This is a genomic window from Geodermatophilus sp. SYSU D01036 (assembly GCF_054050435.1).
Map to the genome: position 1 here is coordinate 1 of NZ_JBJGZJ010000033.1, position 17,732 is coordinate 17,732.

Sequence of the window (17,732 nt, forward strand, 5' to 3'; positions counted from 1 at the left end):
CGGCCGGGGGACCCGCTCCCCCGGCCGCCGCTCGCGGTTGACCGCGCCCGCAGCGGGCAAGAGGGACCGGTCAGCCGCACTACCGCTGGGAGGCCCCCGCATGTCCGCACCCGTCGAGTTCGCCGTCTGGGCGCCCGTGCCCGAGCGCGTGCGCCTGCAGGTCGACGGCGCGGTGCACGACATGCGCCGCGACGACGACGGCTGGTGGCGGGCCGAGGCCGAGGCCGGCCCGGAGTCCGACTACGGCTACCTGCTCGGCGACGACGACACGCCCCGCCCCGACCCGCGCTCGCGCCGCCAGCCCGACGGCGTGCACGGGCTGTCCCGCCGGTTCGACCCGTCGGCGTACGCGTGGGGCGACAGCGCCTGGACCGGGCGCCCGCTGGCCGGCGGCGTCGTCTACGAGCTGCACGTCGGCACGTTCACCCCCGAGGGCACCCTCGACTCGGCCATCGACCGGCTGGGCCACCTCGCCGACCTCGGCGTCGACTTCGTCGAGCTGCTGCCGGTCAACGGCTTCGACGGCACCCACAACTGGGGCTACGACGGCGTCCTCTGGTACACGGTGCAGGAGAGCTACGGCGGGCCCGCGGCCTACCAGCGGTTCGTCGACGCCTGCCACCAGCGCGGGATCGGCGTCATCCAGGACGTCGTCTACAACCACCTCGGCCCCTCGGGGAACTACCTGCCGCTGTTCATGCCGGTCTTCAGCGAGGGCGGCGCGAACACCTGGGGCGAGTCGGTCAACCTGTCCGGGCCGGACTCCGACGAGGTCCGCCGGTACATCCTGGACAACGCCCTGATGTGGCTGCGCGACATGCACGTCGACGGGCTGCGGCTGGACGCCGTCCACGCGCTGGTCGACGAGCGTGCCACCCACGTGCTCGAGGAGATGGCGCAGGAGGTCGACCGGCTCTCGGTCGCGGTCGGCCGGCCGCTCACGCTCATCGCCGAGAGCGACCTGAACGACCCCCGGATGGTCACCCCGCGCGTGGCCGGCGGCGCCGGCATCCACGCCCAGTGGAGCGACGACTTCCACCACGCGCTGCACGCGACGCTCACCGGCGAGGGGCAGGGCTACTACGGCGACTTCGCCGAGGCCGGCCTCGCGGGGCTTGCCAAGACCCTCACCGGCGCCTTCTTCCACGACGGCACGTGGTCGAGCTTCCGCCGCCGTTCCCACGGCCGGCCGGTGGACACCGCGCGGCTGCCCGGGTGGAAGTTCCTCGGCTACCTGCAGGACCACGACCAGGTCGGCAACCGCGCCATCGGGGACCGCGTCTCGGCGACGCTGTCCCCCGGCCTGCTCGCCGTCGGGGCGACCCTGGTGCTCACCGGCCCGTTCACGCCGATGCTGTTCATGGGCGAGGAGTGGGGCGCCTCGACGCCGTGGCAGTTCTTCACCAGCCACACCGACCCGGACATCGGCCGCGCGACGGCCGAGGGCCGCAAGAACGAGTTCGCCGAGCACGGCTGGGACGCCGACGAGGTGCCCGACCCGCAGGACCCCGAGACCTTCCGCCGCTCGAAGCTGGACTGGTCCGAGCCCGGCCGGGAACCGCACGCGCGGCTGCTCGAGGTGCACCGGACCCTGCTGGCGCTGCGCCGGCGGCACCCGGACCTGGTCGACCCGGACCTGTCGGCGGTCGAGGTCGGCTGGGACGACGACGACCGCGTGCTCGTGGTGCACCGCGGCGCGCTGCGGGTGGTGGCCAACCTGTCCGGGGAGCCGCAGCAGGTGGAGCTGGACCGCCCGGCCACCGGGGTGCTGTTCGCGACCGCCGACGAGCCGTCCGTGGACGGCGCGACGGTGACCGTCCCGGCCGAGAGCGCGGCCGTCCTCACCAGCTGATGCGCCGGCTGCTCCCCTCCCCCGACGGGGCGGACCTGACCGACGACGACCTGGCCGAGGCCTACGCGCTGCCGCCCGGGCGCTCGCTCCGCGTGGACTTCGTCGCCTCGCTCGACGGCGCGGTCACCGTGGACGGCGTCAGCGCGGGGCTCGGCTCGCCCGGCGACCGCCGGGTGTTCTCGACGCTGCGCGCGCTGGCCGACGTCGTCCTGGTCGGGCACGGGACGGCGGCCGGCGAGGGCTACGGCCCGGTGACGGCGGACTCGCCGGTCGGGCGCCGGCGCGCGGCGCTCGGCCGGGCGCCGGAGCTGCCGGTCGCGGTGGTGTCACGCCGCGCCTCGCTCGCGCCCGGGGGGCGGCTGGCGCGGCCGCCCACGCTGCTGGTGACGTGCGCCGCGGCGGACGCCGGCCGCCGGGCCGCGCTGGCCGACGCGGGGGTGGACGTGCTGGTGTGCGGGGACGCCGACGTGGACCTGCCGCTCGCGCTGGACCGGCTCGCCGACCGCGGCTTCGAGCAGGTGCTGTGCGAGGGCGGGCCGTCGCTGCTGTCGGCGGCGCTGGACGCGGGCGTCGTCGACGAACTCGACCTCACCGTCTCCCCCGCGCTGGTGGGCGGGCAGGCGCGGCTGCTGGACCGGGCGCTGCGCGACGTCGTCCGCCCGCGGCTGGTGCAGGTGCTCGAGGAGGACGGCGTCCTGTTCACCCGCTACGCGGTGGACTGAGTCCCGCCACGCCACCCGTCCGGTCGACGGTGGTCTGCCGGTGCAGGGGTCCGCTGGTTGACTGACCTGCATGGACCTGCCCGTGCTCCCGCCGGTCAAGCCGATGCTGGCCAAGGCCACGACGAAGCTCCCGACGGGGGACGGGCTGTTCTACGAGCCCAAGTGGGACGGCTTCCGCTGCATCGTCTTCCGCGACGGCGACGAGGTGGAGCTCGGCAGCCGCAACGAGCGCCCGCTGACCCGCTACTTCCCCGAGGTCGTGGCCGCGGTCGAGGAGGCCCTGCCCGAGCGCTGCGTCGTCGACGGCGAGATCGTCGTGCCGCAGGGCGACCGGCTGCACTTCGAGTCGCTGCTGCAGCGCATCCACCCGGCGAAGTCGCGGGTGGACCTGCTGGCCGAGCAGACGCCGGCGCACTTCGTCGCCTTCGACCTGCTGGCCCTCGGGGACGAGTCGCTGATGGAGACGCCGTTCGCGCAGCGCCGGCAGCGGCTGCGCGAGGTGCTGGACCGCCGGCACGAGCGGGTGCACGTCACCGCGGTCACCCGCGACGCGGCGATCGCGCAGCGCTGGTTCGACGAGTTCGAGGGCGCCGGCCTCGACGGCGTCGTCGCCAAGGACGCCGGCCTGCCCTACGGCCCCGACCAGCGGCTGATGACCAAGGTCAAGCACGTGCGCACCGCCGACTGCGTGGTCGCCGGGTTCCGCTGGCACAAGAGCGGGCCGGTCGTGGGGTCGCTGCTGCTCGGCCTCTACGACGACGGCGGCCTGCAGCACGTCGGCGTCGCGGCGTCGTTCCCCATGGCGCGGCGGGCCGAGCTGGTCGAGGAGCTGGCGCCCTACCGGGCCCAGGCGCTCGACGGGCACCCGTGGCAGGACTGGGCGAACGCCGAGGTGCAGGAGAACGGCGAGCACCGGATGCCCGGCGCGCAGAGCCGGTGGAACGCGAAGAAGGACCTGTCCTGGGTGCCGCTGCGCCCGGAGCTCGTCGTCGAGATCAAGTACGACCAGCTCGAGGGACGGCGGCTGCGGCACACCGGGCAGTTCCTCCGCTGGCGGCCCGACCGGACGCCGGAGAGCTGCACCTACGACCAGCTCGAGGTCCCGGTCCGCTACGACCTGGCCGAGGTGTTCAACGGGTGACCGGCACCTGCGGGGCGGCCGGCGCGGCGCGCCTCCTACCGTCGTGAGCATGCGTCTGCGCCGCGGCATCCTCGCCGCCTCGACAGGGCTGCTCCTGGCGGTCACCGGCTGTAGCTCCTTCTCGGACTCGGGCTCGGACTCGGCGGACGCCTCGTCGTCGGGCGCCTCCTCGACGCCGGCCGAGCCGGAGGCCGCGCCGATCACCTGGACCGACTGCGACGCGCAGATCACCGAGCTCATCGCCGGGACGCCGGGCAGCGAGCGCGACCTCGCCTTCGAGTGCGGCCGCACCGAGGTGCCCATCGACCACGACGACCCCGAGGGCGCGACGCTGCCGCTGTTCCTCGTCCGCGCCAAGCTGGCCGGGCAGGCCGACCGGATCGGCTCGCTGCTGGTGAACCCGGGCGGGCCCGGCGGCTCGGGCGCCGACGCCGCGCTGAGCCTGGCGCTGTCGCTGCCCGAGGACGTGCTGCGCCGCTTCGACCTGGTCGGCTTCGACCCGCGCGGCGTCGGCCTGTCCACGCCGGTCGAGTGCATCCCCACCGAGCTCAAGGACCGCATCGTCGCCGCCGAGCCGCGGCCGACCACCCAGCAGCAGATGGACGAGGTCCTCGCGCTCACCGACGAGGCCGCCGACGCCTGCGCCGAGGAGTACGGCGACGCGCTCGGCACGTTCAACACCGTCGACACCGCGCGTGACATGGACCTGCTGCGCGAGTCGCTGGGCGACGAGCAGCTGAGTTACCTCGGCTACTCCTACGGCACCACGCTCGGCTCCACCTACGCCGAGCTGTTCCCGGAGAACGTGCGCGCGATGGTCCTCGACGCCGCCGTCGACCCCGACGCCGACCCGCAGGCCGACGCCGAGGCGCAGGCGGCCGGGCTGGAGGCCGGGTTCGACGCGTTCGCCGCCAACTGCGTGGCCCTGGTGTCCGGATGCCCGGTCGGCGCCGACCCGCGGACGTTCGTGCAGGACCTGCTGACCGCCGCCGCGACCACGCCGATCCCGAGCAGCACGCCCGGGGAGACCCGCACCGCGACGCCGGGGGTGGTCGTCACCGCCGTCGCCGCCGCGCTCTACGACACCGGCTCGTGGCCGCAGCTGTCGCAGGCGCTGGCCGCCGCGCGCAACGGCGACGCCGCCGGCCTGTTCTCCCTCGCCGACGCCTACAACGGCCGGCTCCAGGACGGCACGTACACCAACCAGCTCGACGCCAACATCGCGATCAACTGCGCCGACACCCCCGACGACGAGGCGTACTCGGAGGAGGAGGTGCTGCAGCTGGCGCAGGACTGGTCGCAGCGGTACCCGCTGTTCGGTGCCGGCGCCGCCTCCAGCCTCTACACCTGCGGCGTGTGGGACGCCGCGCGCACGCCACTGCCCGAGCGGGACGCCGAGGGCAGCGCGCCGATCCTCGTCGTCGGCAACTCCGGGGACCCGGTGACCCCGCTGCCCGGCGCCGAGGACATGGCCGAGGACCTCGCCGCCGGCACGCTGCTGGTCTGGCAGGGCCAGGGGCACACCGCGTACCCGAAGACCGACTGCGTCACGGCGGCGGTCAACGCCTACCTGATCGACCTCACGGCGCCGCAGGACGGGCTGACGTGCCCCGCCTGAGCCGCCCCGGACCGGGGAGCTGAGCAGATGGCGAGCAGCAAGGACGCGGTCACGCTGACCGTCGACGGGCACGAGGTGCGGGTCTCCAACCCGGAGAAGCCGTACTTCGCCGAGCGCGGCATCCGGAAGATCGACGTCGTCGAGTACTTCGTCAGCGTCGGCGAGGGCATCCTGTTCGCCCTGCGGGACCGGCCGACGACGCTGGAGCGCTGGCCCGGGGGCGTCTTCGAGGGCGCGCGGCTGTCGACCCGGATGGACAACACCGGCGACGCCTTCTACCAGAAGCGGGTGCCCAAGAACGCGCCCGACTGGGTGCCGACGGCGCACATCACCTTCCCCAGCGGGCGGACCGCCGACGAGATCGCGCCGGACTCGGTCGCCGTCGTCGCGTGGTGCGCCAACCTCGGCACGCTCACCTTCCACCCGTGGCCGGTGGACCGGACCGACGTCGAGTCGCCCAACCAGATCCGCATCGACCTGGACCCGCAGCCGGGCACCGACTTCGCCGACGCCGTGTGGGTCGCGCCGCACGTGCGGGAGCTGCTGCACGAGCTCGGCATGGAGGGCTGGCCGAAGACCTCCGGCGGCCGCGGGGTGCACGTGTACGTGCCGATCCAGCCGCGGTGGACGTTCACCGACGTGCGCCGCGCGGTGATCGCGTTCGGCCGCGAGCTGGAGCGCCGGCTGCCCGACCGCGTGACGATGTCGTGGTGGAAGGAGGAGCGCGGCGAGAAGATCTTCATCGACTACAACCAGATGGCCCGGGACCGCACGATCGCCTCGGCGTACTCCATCCGGCCCAAGCCGCACGCGCCGGTGAGCGCCCCGCTGGACTGGGACGAGCTGCCCGACGTCTCGCCGTTCGACTTCACCGTGCTGACCATGCCGGAGCGCTTCCGGGCGGTCGGTGACAAGCACGCCGGGCTGGCCGGGCACGCCTACTCCATCGAGCCGCTGCTCGAGCTCGCCGAGCGCCAGGCCGCGGACCAGGGCCTGGGCGACCTGCCCTATCCGCCGGACTACCCGAAGATGCCGGGCGAGCCGATGCGGGTGCAGCCCAGCCGCGCCAGGCGGCCTGCCAGTGCCAACGAGTGATCCGGCGCTCGACGCAAGCGAAGCGCAGCGCCCACTCGACAGGCAACCCCCGTCCTCCGGTGCTGCTCGCGTACTCCCCCGTCGCTCCGTCGCACACCTCTCCCTCCGGAGGTCGCCATGGATCTCAGAGACCGTCTGCTCCGGTCCGCGATCGCGGCTGCCGCCGCCGTCGCGGCCGGCCTGCTGACCCGGTCGATGGTGAAGGCCGTCAGCGCTCCAGAGGACGGGACCATCGGCTCCCCTCCTCGCGAGTGATCCTGACTGGACGACCGGCATGGTCCGCGTGTCAGAGGGCACGACCTCACGGGTGGAGGACGACTGGAGAAGCCTGCTGGCGGGCCTACCGCTCGAGCAGCGCCTGAAGGCGCTCGCCGTGTACGAACTGGCAAGAGATCGAGCGATGGGCCAGCCACCCGAGACGGCGGCAGCGACCCTGCGCGCCGCAGCTACCGCCGAGGGACTCGATGCCAGTCACGACTGGATCCCGGCGGCCGCGGCCCGCATCAGCGCTGACACGGGCCCGTGACCACGCAAGGCGGGCTGACCGCCGCCCGGCGGCGCGGTGGGGAGGGACGGATCAGGCAGCCTTCCGACTGCTCTTGGCGAGCACCTTGTCGGCCTTGTCCAGCTTGACCAGGCGGCGCTTCTTGACCGTGTAGCCCGGCGGGAGCGTCCCTTCGGCGAGGGCACGGAGGGGACACCGCTTGCATCGCGGCCTGTCCTGGCAACACTTCTTCTTGGGCATGCCCGCCGACTTGGCCACCCGGTGAGGCTAGCCTTCCCTTCGCGGGTGATCCACGGGCACCGGCGGGTCACCGGTTAACGTCCGGTGACCGCCACCGCACACGTCCGGGAGTCCCGATGGCCGCCCCCGCCTTCGTCGAGCTGCTGAACACGCAGATCGGCAACGAGTTCGCCGCGCACCAGCAGTACGTCTCCTGCGCGGTGTACTTCGACCAGCTGACCATGCCCCGGACGGCGCAGCTCTTCTTCGACCAGGCGCTCGAGGAGCGGCAGCACGCCATGATGATGGTCCGCTACCTGCTCGACTCCGACGCGCCGGTGCGCATCCCCGCCGTCGCGGCCCCGGTCAACGAGTTCCCCGACGTCGTCGCGCCGGTCGCCCTGGCGCTGGAGCAGGAGAAGCGGGTCACCGAGCAGATCGGCGCGCTGATCGGGATCGCGCGGCGGGAGAACGACTTCGCCTCCGACCAGTTCATGCAGTGGTTCATCAAGGAGCAGATCGAGGAGGTCAGCAAGATGAGCGACCTGCTCACGATCGTGAAACGCTCCACCCACGACCTGGAGAGCATCGAGGACTACGTGCTCCGGGAAGTCACGACCGAGGCGGCCGACCCCACCGCACCACCGGTGGCAGGGGCCTGAGCCGAGGGCATCCCGCTGACCGACCTGTTGGTCCCGGTACGCATCCTCGTCACGCTCGTGCCGGCGTTCGTCCTCGTGCAGGCGTTCTCGTCGTAGGAGGACACCACGACGCCGCCGACGACGAGGCCGGCGCCGTGGCGACGGAAGCCGTAGGGGCGGCGCTCCTCCCGTCGCCGACCGGTTCCGACCTCGGCGGCCTGCTGCGCTGCTGTGCCCGCGCCGTCGCACGGCCGGGGTGGGCTTTGCTCGAGGCGACTCGCCACACGTCGTCGACGGCGGGGCGAGGATGAGGACCGGGGGGCACGGGACGGGCACCTGGGCGATCTCCGGGCGCGGGAACCCGCCCGACAACCTCCCCCCTTCCGCTCACGGGCGACCTGGGCTCTTGCCGCTCTGAACAGCGCCTTCGGGTTCCGCTCCCCGAAGATGCCGGGCGAGCCGATGCGGGTCCAGCCGTCCCGGGCCCGGAAGCCGGCCGACGAGAACGCCTGACCCGGCGTCCCGCGCCGGGCCGCCCGTGGCCACGAGAGCGCAGGTCAGCGCGTCGAGCGGCCCGTTCGGAGCCGGGGCCCGGCAGGACGCCGCGCCGGCGGTCGGCCGGGATCAGCGGAAGACGACCGTGCTGTTGCCGTTGAGCAGCACCCGCCGCTCGCTGTGCCAGCGCACCGCCCGGGACAGGGCCAGGGCCTCGGCATCCTGGCCGACCGTGGCGAGGGCGCGCGGGTCGAAGGTGTGGTCGATGCGGATGACCTCCTGCTCGATGATCGGCCCCTCGTCCAGGTCGGGCGTGACGTAGTGGGCCGTCGCGCCGACGAGCTTCACACCGCGGTCGAAGGCCTGGTGGTAGGGCTTGGCGCCCTTGAATCCCGGCAGGAACGAGTGGTGGATGTTGATCATCCGGCCGTGCAGGGCGGCGCACGTCTCGTCGGAGAGCACCTGCATGTACCGGGCGAGCACGACCAGGTCGGCCCGGTGCTCGTCAACCAGCTCGAGCAGCCGCGCCTCGGCCTCGCGCCTGGTCGCCGGCGTCACCGGCACGTGGGAGAACGGCAGCCCGGCCGCCTCGGCCATCGGGCGCAGGTCCTCGTGGTTGGAGACCACGGCGACCAGGTCGGCGCCGAGGCTGCCGGCCCGCCACCGGAAGACCAGGTCGTTGAGGCAGTGGCCGAGCCTGGACACCATGACCAGCACGCGCTGCGGTTGGCCACCGGTGACCTGGTAGGCCATGCCGAACTCGTCGGCCACCGCCCGGAACCCCTCCGACAGGCGGTCGGCGTCGGTGTCCTGCGCGCAGACGAACGCCGTCCGCAGGAACAGCTGGCCGCGGACCGCGTCGTCGAACTGCTGGTGCTCGACGATGTCGCAGCCGTGCTCGAACAGGAACGAGCTGACCGCGTGCACGATGCCGGGGCGCTCCTGGCAGCTGAGCGTGAGGGTGAAGGGGTAGGACACGGGTGCCTCCTCAGCACTCGACCAGGTTGAGGGCCAGCCCGCCACGGGCGGTCTCCTTGTAGGCGTCCTTCATGTCGGCGCCGGTCTCGCGCATCGTCTTGATGGCCGTGTCGAGCGGGACGTGGTGCCGGCCGTCCCCGCGCACGGCCATGCGGGCCGCGGTGATCGCCTTGATCGAGCCGACGGCGTTGCGCTCGATGCACGGGATCTGCACCAGCCCGCCCACCGGGTCGCAGGTGAGGCCGAGGTTGTGCTCGATGCCGATCTCGGCGGCGTTCTCCACCTGCTCCGGCGTCCCGCCGAGGACCTCGGCCAGGCCCGCGGCGGCCATCGAGCAGGCCGAGCCGACCTCGCCCTGGCAGCCCACCTCCGCGCCGGAGATCGAGGCGTTCTCCTTGAACAGCAGCCCGATCGCCGCGGCGGTGAGCAGGAAGCGCACCACCCCGTCCTCGGAGCAGGAGCCGACGAAGTCGCGGTAGTAGTGCAGGACGGCCGGGACGATGCCGGCGGCGCCGTTGGTCGGCGCGGTGACCACCCGCCCGCCGGCGGCGTTCTCCTCGTTGACCGCCAGGGCGTAGAGGGTCACCCACTCCATCGCGCGCAGCGGGTCGGTCTCGTCCGCGCCCGTCTCCAACCGGGCGCGCAGCGCGGCCGCGCGCCGGCGGACCGCGAGGCCCCCGGGCAGGACGCCGGTGGTCCGCGCGCCGCGCTCCACGCACTCCTGCATCACCGCCCAGACGTGCAGGAGCCCCGCGCGGACCTCCGCCTCGCTCCGCCGGGTCAGCTCGTTGGCCAGCACCACGTCGCTGATCCGCAGCCCGGTCACCCGGGTGTGCGCCAACAGCTCCTCGCCGGTGCGGAAGGGGAAGGGCACCGGCGGTCCGTCCTCGACGGCCACCGGGGCGCGCGCCTCGTCCTCGTCGAGGACGAAGCCGCCGCCCACCGAGTAGTACTCGCGGCGGCAGAGCGGGGCGCCTGCGGCGTCGACGGCCACGAAGCGCATGCCGTTGCTGTGGAAGTCCAGCCGCCGGCGCCGGTGCAGCACCACGTCGTCGTCCACCGAGAAGTCGACGGGCCGCGTGCCGGCCAGCAGCAGCCGGCCCTCGCGGCGGACGGTCTCGACCCGGGGCCCGGCCGCGCGCGGGTCGACGAGGTCGGGTTGCTCGCCCTCCAGGCCGAGGACGACGGCCGGGACGGTGCCGTGGCCGTGCCCGGTGGCGCCGAGCGAGCCGAACAGCTCGCACCGGACGCCGGCCACCCGCCCGAGCAGCCCCTCCCCGGCCAGGCGGGCGGCGAAGGCGCAGGCGGCCCGCATGGGCCCGACGGTGTGCGAGCTGGACGGGCCGATCCCCACCCTGAAGAGGTCGAAGGCGCTGATGGTCACCCGTGCCTCCCTCTCCCCCACCGCGACGTGAGCTGCCACAGGAGTAGGCAGGGGATTGGTATATCAGTAGTAGAATCACGGTATGTCGATCCCTCTGGCGAGGCAAGACCCGATGGCCGTCCGCCTCTACGATCTGCGCGTGACCGCCGCACCGCTGGAGTCGGACCCCTCGGCCGCCACCTCCCTGGCGGACCGGGCCTACGTGGCGATCCGGGACCGGCTGATCATGCTGGACATCCGGCCGGGCGACCCGATCGACGACGACGAGCTGGCCGGGGCGCTGGGCGTGGGCCGGACCCCCGTCCGCGAGGCGCTCAAGCGGCTGGAGGGCGACCGGCTCGTGGTGTCCTACCCGCGGCGGGGCACGTTCGCGACCGGCATGGACATCTCCGACCTGGCGCACATCTCCGAGATCCGGGCGCAGCTCGAGCCGCTGGCCGCCCGCCGGGCCGCCGAGCGCGCCCCCCGGACCGGGGCGGCCGGCCTCGAGGAGCTGGCCGCGCACATCGAGCAGCTGGACGTCGCCGAGGTCGACCGGGCCGAGCTCATGCGGTGGGACCTCGCCGTGCACCGGACCATCTACCGGGCCGCGGGCAACCCCCACCTCGAGGACGTCCTGATCCGCTACGACAACCTGGCGACACGGATCTTCTGCCTGTTCCTCGACCGGCTCCCCACGGTGGACGTGCACGTCCGGGAACACGTGGAGCTGCTCCGGGCGATCGCCGCCGGGGACGCCGACCGGGCCGACGACCTCGCCCGCGAGCACGTCCTCGGCTTCGAGCGGACGATCCGCGCCGTCATCTGAGCCGACGCCCCGCCCCCGCCGGTCGTGGGGGGCGGGGACGGGGTCTCCCCTCAGCCGCGGATGCGGGTCATCTCCGGGTCGACGAGCGGCTCGGCGGCGACGGTCGCCGGGACGCGGCGGCCGAAGTACTCGATCTCGACCCTCGTGCCGACGGTCGCCGAGGCCGGCAGCCAGGCGTAGGCGATCGGCCTGCCGACGGTGTGCCCGAACGCCGCGCTGGTCACGTAGCCGGCCGGAGCGCCGTCGACGAGGACCGGCTCGTGACCGAGGACGACGCTGCGGCCGTCGTCGACGGTCAGGCAGGACAGCCGGCGGGTCACGGTGTCCTCGCTCCTGCCGGCGAGCGCCGCCCGCCCGACGAAGTCGGCCTGCTTCTGCCGGCGGACGGCGAACCCGAGACCGGCCTCGTACGGGTCGTGCTCGGTGGTCATGTCGTGGCCCCAGGCGCGGTAGCCCTTCTCCAGCCGCAGGCTGTTGAAGGCCGCGCGACCCGCCGCGACCACCCCGAGGTCCTGGCCGGCGTGCCACAGCACGTCCCACAGCCGCCGGCCGGTGTCGGCGCTCGCGTAGAGCTCCCAGCCGAGCTCGCCGACGTAGGACAGGCGCATCGCCGTCACCGGCACTCCCCCGATGCGGGCCCGCTTCGTGCGGAAGTACTTCAGCCCGTCCCGGGAGAAGTCATCGGTGCTGACCCGCTGGACCAGGTCGCGGGCCCGCGGCCCCCACAGGCCGATGCAGCAGGTGCCGCCCGTGACGTCGCGGACCTGCACGCTGCCGTCGTCCGGCGCCTCGCGCAGGAGGTGGTCGAGGTCGAGGGGGCCGTTGGCGCCGACCTGGAACAGCTGCTCCCCGAGCCGGGCCACGGTGAGGTCGCTGCGGATGCCGCCGGCCTCGTCGAGGGCGAGCGCGTAGGTCACCGACCCGACGGACTTGTCCATCTCGCCGGTCGTCAGCCGCTGCAGCAGGGCGAGGGCGCCGGGGCCGCTGACCTCGAGCCGCTTGAGCGGCGTCATGTCGTACATCGCGACGGCGGTGCGGGTCCGCCACGCCTCGGCCGCCGCGATCGGGGACCAGAACCGCCCCGCCCACGCGTCGCGCTCCGGCGGCACCCACTCCGCGGGCAGCTCGTCCACCAGGCCGGCGTTGGCCTCGTACCAGTGCGGCCGCTCCCAGCCGGCGGCCTCGAGGAAGACCGCGCCGAGCTCCTGCTGCCGGGCGTGGAAGGGGCTGACCCGCAGGTCGCGCGGCGAGAGCCGGGGCTGCAGCGGGTGGACCACGTCGTAGACCTCGACGAAGTTCTGCTGCGAGGTCTCGCTGACGTACTCCGGCGCCAGCTGCACGTCCTCGAAGCGGTGCACGTCGCAGCCGTGCAGGTCGACCTCGCTGCGGCCGTCGACGAGCAGCTGGGCCACCGAGCGGGCCACCCCGGCCGAGTGCGTCACCCAGACCGCCTCGGCGATCCAGAAGCCGGCGACATCCCGCGACTCCCCGACCAGCGGGGCGCCGTCGGGGGTGAACGAGAAGACGCCGTTGAAGCCGGTGTCGACCTTCGCCGAGCGCAGCGAGGGCAGCAGCAGCCGGCTCTGCTCCCAGGCCGGGGCGAAGTCCTCCTCGGTGAAGGGCAGCATCGAGGGCATCGCGGACTCGCGGACGCCGTCGTCCTGGGGCAGCTCGCGCAGGTCGACGGGCATGGGCCGGTGGGCGTAGGACCCGATCCCGAGACGGTCGGCGCGCTCCCGGAAGTAGAGGTCCTGGTCCTGGTGGCGCAGGATCGGCAGGCTCGCCTCGGTGAGCTCGTCGTTGCGGCCGACGAGGTCGGGCACCTGACCGGTCCAGACGAACTGGTGGGCCAGCGGCAGCAGCGGCACGGCCATCCCGACCATCGCGCCGAGCTCCTGGCCCCAGAAGCCGGCACAGGAGACGACCACGTCGGCGGGGATGACGCCGTCCGGGGTCCGGACCCCGGTCACCCGGCCGCCGGCCTGCTCGATGCCGGTCACCCGCGTCGCGCCCCGGAAGCGGGCGCCCCGCGCCTCGGCGCGGCGGGCCAGGGCGACGACCGCCCGGGACGCCTTGGCCAGGCCGTCGGTGGGGACGTGCAGGCCGCCGAGGATGCGGCCGGCGTCGACCAGCGGGTGCAGCCGCACGCACTCGTCGACGTCGACCACCCGCGCCTCGACACCCCAGGAGGTGGCCCAGCCCTGCTTGCGGTGCAGGTCGGCCAGCCGCTCCGGGGTGGTGGCCACCTCGAGGCCGCCGACCTGGTTGAAGCACCAGGCGCCGTCGACGTCGAGGCCCAGGAGCTTCTCGACCGTGTAGCTCGCGAAGGCGGTCATCGTCTTCGAGGCGTTGGTCTGGAAGACCAGCCCGGGGGCGTGCGAGGTGGACCCGCCGGTCAGCGGGAGGGGGCCCTGGTCGACCACGGTGACCCGGTCCCAGCCGCGGGCGGTCAGCTCGTCGGCCAGGTTGGCCCCGACGATGCCCGCTCCGATGACGACCACACGAGGCGTGGTGGACATGGCTCTACTCCTGACCAGCGGTGGTGGGGGTGAACTCGAGGGCCGCGTCGAGCAGCCAGTCGGCCAGGTAGCCGGCGAAGGACGACCGGACGAGGACGACGACGTCGTCGCCGGTGTCGGACAGGCCGAGCAGGACGACGCCCGCCCGGCCCAGCGTGCTCTGGGCGCTGCTCCCCCGGCCGAACACCCGCGGGTGCAGGTCGATCGAGCAGCCCCGGGCCAGGACGTCGCGCACCCGCGCGCCGGTGAGCCGCAGGCCGATCCGCTGGGCGGAGACGTCGGTCGCGGTGCCGCCCAGCGGCAGGACGGCGGCGCGGACCCGGGCCTCCAGCTCCTCGGGGGCCTCGGTGGTGCTGGTGAGCAGCCACTCGTCGGGGCCGAGCCAGACGGCCCGCCCGGCGCCGGCCGGCACCCAGGTGTTCGGGGTCGTCGGCAGCGCGACGCCGAGTGCCGCCGTCGCCGCGGCGTCCACCGCGCCGAGCCGGACGTCGACCGTCGCGACGAACGGCTCGGCGGTGATGCCGATCGTCTCGGGCAGTCGCTGGAAGGCGCCGGTCCACGCCTCGAGGGGGTGGGTGCGGGTCAGCTCAGCCATCGCGGCGAGCTCCTTCCGGGTCGACCAGCACCGAGCCGGTGACCTCGACCGGGACGAGGGTGCCGTCGACGGGGACGTGGACGGTGTCGCCGATGCGGTCCCGGCCGCCCTTCAGCAGGGCCAGCGCGAAGGGGCGGGCGAGCTCGGCGCTGCGGTAGCTGGAGGTGACGTGGCCCAGCATCGGGACCGGCGGGGGCGGCAGCTCGCCGTCGGCGGCGAACTCGACGATCTGCGAGCCCTCCGGCAGCACGGTCTCCCGGTCCACCGGCAGCAGCCCGACCAGCTGCTTGCGCGACGGGTCCTGGTTGGCCGGCCGGGCGAACGAGCGCTTGCCGACGAAGTCGGGCTTCTTCTTCGACACCGCCCAGGCCATGCCGAGGTCGTGCGGGGTGACGGTGCCGTCGGTGTCCTGCCCGATGATCGGGTAGCCCTTCTCCGCGCGGAGGACGTGCATCGTCTCGGTGCCGTAGGGGGTGATGCCGTGCGGGCGGCCGGCCTCGAGCAGCCGCTCCCACACCGCGACCGCGTACCAGGGGTTGACGTAGACCTCGAACGCGAGTTCGCCGGAGAAGCTGATCCGGGCCAGCCGGACCGGCACGCCCTCGAGGCCGGTGTCCCGCCAGGTCATGAACGGGAAGGCCTCGGCGGAGACGTCCACCTCGGGGAAGACGGCGCCGACGACGTCGCGGGAGCGGGGGCCGACGACGGGGAGGGTGGCCCACTGCTCGGTGACCGAGGTGCAGTGGACCCGCAGGTCCGGCCACTCGGTCTGCAGCCACTCCTCCATCCAGTCGAGGACCTTCGCCGCGCCGCCGGTGGTGGTGAGGACGAGGAAGCGGTCCTCCGCCAGGCGCAGCACCGTGCCGTCGTCGACGACCATGCCGTCGACGCCGCACATGACGCCGTACCGGACCGAGCCGACCTTGAGGCTGCTCATCAGGTTCGTGTAGAGCCGGTCCAGCAGGACGGTGGCGTCGGGGCCCTGGACGTCGATCTTGCCGAGGGTGGAGCCGTCCAGGATGCCGACGCCGGTGCGGGCGGCGGCGCACTCGCGGAGGACGGCGGCCGCCATGTCCTCCCCGGGACGCGGGTAGTAGCGGGGCCGCTTCCACTGCCCGACGTCCTCGAAGACCGCCCCGGCCGCCACGTGCCACCCGTGCAGGGCGGTGACCCGCTCGGGGTCGAACAACCGGCCGCGGTCGCGGCCGGCCAGCGCGGCGAAGGCCACGGGGGTGTACGGCGGCCGGAACGTGGTCGTGCCGGTGTCCTGCACCGGGACCCCGAGCAGCTCGGCGACGATCCCGGAGGTGAGGACGCCGGAGGTCTTACCCTGGTCGTGCGCGGTGCCGATGGTCGTGTAGCGCTTGACGTGCTCGATGGAGCGCAGGCCGGCGCCGACCGCGCGGACGACGTCGGCGACCGTCGCGTCGCGCTGCAGGTCGACGAACTGCGTGCTGCCGTCGGCGCCGGAGGTGTCCGGCACCCGCCACAGCACCAGCGGCGCGGCCGGCGGGACGGGCTCCGGGGCGGTGGGCAGCCGGTCCTCCCCCGCCGGCGCGATCCCCAGCGAGGTCAGGGCCGCGCGGGCCACCCGCTGCCCGTCGGCCAGGCAACCGGCCAGGTCGGTCACGCCGGCGGCCGAGCCGGCGACTGCCAGCCCGTCGAGCTCCTCCCCGGGGAGGAAGGCGCCGAGGGTCTCGTCGTAGCGGAGCCGGCCGCGGGCCTGGCTGAACAGGTGCACCGCGGGGTTCCAGCCCCCGCTGACCAGCAGCAGGTCGCAGGGGATCGCGCTGCTCACGCCGACCTCGCCGTCGGCGTACGGGGCGACGAGGGCGTGCGTCACCCGCTCGACGCCCCGCGTGCCGGTCACGACGGCGCCGGGCAGGACCCGGATCCCGGCCTGCTCGCACTCCTCGGACCGGCGCGGCGAGCCCGCCGGCCGGGCGTCGACCACCGCCTGCACCCGCACCCCGGCGCGGGAGAGGTCGAGGGCCGCGTCGTAGGCGCTGTCGTTGGTCGTGAAGACGACGGCCTCGCGGCCGGGCAGCACGCCGTAGCGGTGCAGGAACGTGCGGGCGGCGCCGGCGAGCATGGTCCCGGGGCGGTCGTTGTCGGCGAAGACGACCGGGCGCTCGTGCGCCCCGGTCGCGACGACCACCGTGCGGGCCCGCAACCGCCACACCCGCTGCCGGGACAGGTGGCGGGGCGCGGCCGTCCCGAGGTGGTCGGTCCGCCGCTCGAGCGCCAGGACGAAGCCGTCGTCGTAGCTGCCGAACGCGGTGGTGCGCTGCAGGTGCCGCACCTCCGGGCGCGCGGCCAGCTCCGCGACCGCCTCCGCCACCCAGTCCGGCGCCGGGGCGTCGTCGAGCCGGTCGGTGCCCGACAGCAGCGACCCGCCGGCCTCGGACTGCTCGTCCACCAGCGCGACGCGGGCCCCGGCCCGGGCGGCGGTGAGCGCGGCGGCCAGCCCCGCGGGTCCGGCGCCGACGACCAGCACGTCGACGTGGTGGTGGACCGCGTCGTAGCGGGCGGAGTCGGGGACGTCGGCCAGGCGGCCCCGCCCCGGCAGGCCGGAGGCGGCCAGCCCGTCGGAGAGCTCGACGGTGGTGGCCAGCAGCATCGGCTCGGGGAAGGGCTCCTCGATCTGCACCAGCCCGCCCGGGTCCTCGGCCCAGGCCGCGGCGATGCCCCGGGGCCGGCCGAGCTTGACGCTGGTGGCGACCCGGTGCCGGCCGTTCGCGAGCAGTGCGGAGGCCAGGGTGTCGCCGGGGTGGCCGGGGAGGGTCTGCCCGTCGAAGGTGAACTCGACGGTGGTGCCGCGGTCGATGCGGCCGCCCTCGGCGGTGCGGAACGGGCTGGTCACGGGGTCACCGGCCTCGGGTCGTCGGGGCGGGAGACGCGCTCGAAGCGGTAGGTGGCGGTGTCGCGGATCGCGGTGAACCAGCGGCGGCAGCCGGCGCTGTGGTGCCAGCGCTCGGCGAAGCGGCCCTTGGTGTTGTCGCGGAAGAAGACGTAGTGCGCCCACTGCTCGTCCGAGAGCGCGGCGGGGTCGTCCGGGTACGGGACGTGGGCCTGCCCGCCGTAGGCGAACTCGACCTCCTCGCGGGGGCCGCACCACGGGCACGCGATGAGTTGCACGGAGGACTCCTCGATCAGTGGG

The 17,732-nt window shown here is 74.2% G+C and carries 15 protein-coding genes; 8 read left to right on the top strand and 7 right to left on the bottom strand.

All coding sequences use genetic code 11. The annotated features are described in order from the left end of the window. The first annotated feature begins 100 nt into the window (after positions 1–100). From treZ to ACI8AR_RS21610, 6 genes are all read left to right on the top strand, one after another. Positions 101–1,852 carry a malto-oligosyltrehalose trehalohydrolase gene (gene treZ / locus ACI8AR_RS21585; RefSeq protein ID WP_457052824.1) on the top strand — a complete coding sequence of 584 codons (1,752 nt, stop codon included), beginning with the start codon at positions 101–103 and terminating at the stop codon, positions 1,850–1,852. Next, positions 1,852–2,574, top strand: a complete 723-nt coding sequence (locus ACI8AR_RS21590; protein ID WP_457052825.1) for a dihydrofolate reductase family protein — start codon at positions 1,852–1,854, stop codon at positions 2,572–2,574. Before treZ ends, ACI8AR_RS21590 begins: the two co-directional genes overlap by 1 nt. Positions 2,575–2,644: 70 nt before the next feature. Continuing rightward, the gene (locus ACI8AR_RS21595; protein ID WP_457052826.1) at positions 2,645–3,715 is read left to right on the top strand and encodes an ATP-dependent DNA ligase; all 1,071 of its coding nucleotides are present in this window, start codon (positions 2,645–2,647) and stop codon (positions 3,713–3,715) included. A gap of 49 nt (positions 3,716–3,764) precedes the next feature. Next, complete coding sequence (locus tag ACI8AR_RS21600; protein ID WP_457052827.1) at positions 3,765–5,333, top strand: alpha/beta hydrolase; 1,569 nt, start codon at positions 3,765–3,767, stop codon at positions 5,331–5,333. A gap of 27 nt (positions 5,334–5,360) precedes the next feature. Further along, positions 5,361–6,428 carry a DNA polymerase domain-containing protein gene (locus tag ACI8AR_RS21605; protein ID WP_457052828.1) on the top strand — a complete coding sequence of 356 codons (1,068 nt, stop codon included), beginning with the start codon at positions 5,361–5,363 and terminating at the stop codon, positions 6,426–6,428. Between the two features lie 307 nt (positions 6,429–6,735). Next, a complete protein-coding gene (locus ACI8AR_RS21610; RefSeq protein WP_387993576.1) occupies positions 6,736–6,954 on the top strand; it encodes a hypothetical protein in 219 nt (72 codons plus the stop codon). 51 nt (positions 6,955–7,005) lie between these two features. Here ACI8AR_RS21610 and ACI8AR_RS21615 read toward each other — a convergent pair whose 3' ends face one another. Next, positions 7,006–7,191 (bottom strand): hypothetical protein, encoded by a 186-nt coding sequence (locus tag ACI8AR_RS21615; protein WP_110910195.1) that lies wholly within the window; start codon positions 7,189–7,191, stop codon positions 7,006–7,008. Between the two features lie 98 nt (positions 7,192–7,289). On the opposite strand from ACI8AR_RS21615, the gene ACI8AR_RS21620 reads away from it, so the two are divergent. Next, positions 7,290–7,814 carry a ferritin gene (locus ACI8AR_RS21620; RefSeq protein WP_457052829.1) on the top strand — a complete coding sequence of 175 codons (525 nt, stop codon included), beginning with the start codon at positions 7,290–7,292 and terminating at the stop codon, positions 7,812–7,814. 603 nt (positions 7,815–8,417) lie between these two features. Here the strand turns inward: ACI8AR_RS21620 and purU are convergent. Both purU and ACI8AR_RS21630 read right to left on the bottom strand, forming a co-directional pair. Further along, positions 8,418–9,266, bottom strand: coding sequence for a formyltetrahydrofolate deformylase (gene purU, locus ACI8AR_RS21625; protein ID WP_457052830.1), 849 nt, complete (start codon positions 9,264–9,266; stop codon positions 8,418–8,420). Between the two features lie 10 nt (positions 9,267–9,276). After that, positions 9,277–10,650 (bottom strand): L-serine ammonia-lyase, encoded by a 1,374-nt coding sequence (locus tag ACI8AR_RS21630; RefSeq protein WP_457052831.1) that lies wholly within the window; start codon positions 10,648–10,650, stop codon positions 9,277–9,279. Positions 10,651–10,789: 139 nt separating this feature from the next. Between ACI8AR_RS21630 and ACI8AR_RS21635 the strand changes: the two genes are divergently transcribed. Further along, complete coding sequence (locus ACI8AR_RS21635) at positions 10,790–11,458, top strand: GntR family transcriptional regulator (protein WP_456928597.1); 669 nt, start codon at positions 10,790–10,792, stop codon at positions 11,456–11,458. 50 nt (positions 11,459–11,508) lie between these two features. Here ACI8AR_RS21635 and ACI8AR_RS21640 read toward each other — a convergent pair whose 3' ends face one another. Genes ACI8AR_RS21640 through ACI8AR_RS21655 form a run of 4 tightly spaced genes read right to left on the bottom strand, consistent with a single transcriptional unit; the run spans position 11,509 to position 17,710 of the window. Then, the gene (locus ACI8AR_RS21640) at positions 11,509–13,977 is read right to left on the bottom strand and encodes a GcvT family protein (RefSeq protein WP_457052832.1); all 2,469 of its coding nucleotides are present in this window, start codon (positions 13,975–13,977) and stop codon (positions 11,509–11,511) included. Positions 13,978–13,981: 4 nt separating this feature from the next. Then, on the bottom strand, positions 13,982–14,572 hold the full coding sequence (locus ACI8AR_RS21645) for a sarcosine oxidase subunit gamma (RefSeq protein WP_457052833.1): 591 nt from the start codon (positions 14,570–14,572) through the stop codon (positions 13,982–13,984). Next, entirely contained in the window at positions 14,565–17,435 is a 2,871-nt protein-coding gene (locus tag ACI8AR_RS21650) for a 2Fe-2S iron-sulfur cluster-binding protein (RefSeq protein WP_457052834.1), read from the bottom strand. The genes ACI8AR_RS21645 and ACI8AR_RS21650 overlap by 8 nt, the downstream gene beginning before the upstream one ends. Further along, complete coding sequence (locus ACI8AR_RS21655; protein ID WP_457052835.1) at positions 17,432–17,710, bottom strand: sarcosine oxidase subunit delta; 279 nt, start codon at positions 17,708–17,710, stop codon at positions 17,432–17,434. The genes ACI8AR_RS21650 and ACI8AR_RS21655 overlap by 4 nt, the downstream gene beginning before the upstream one ends. Positions 17,711–17,732 lie beyond the last annotated feature (22 nt).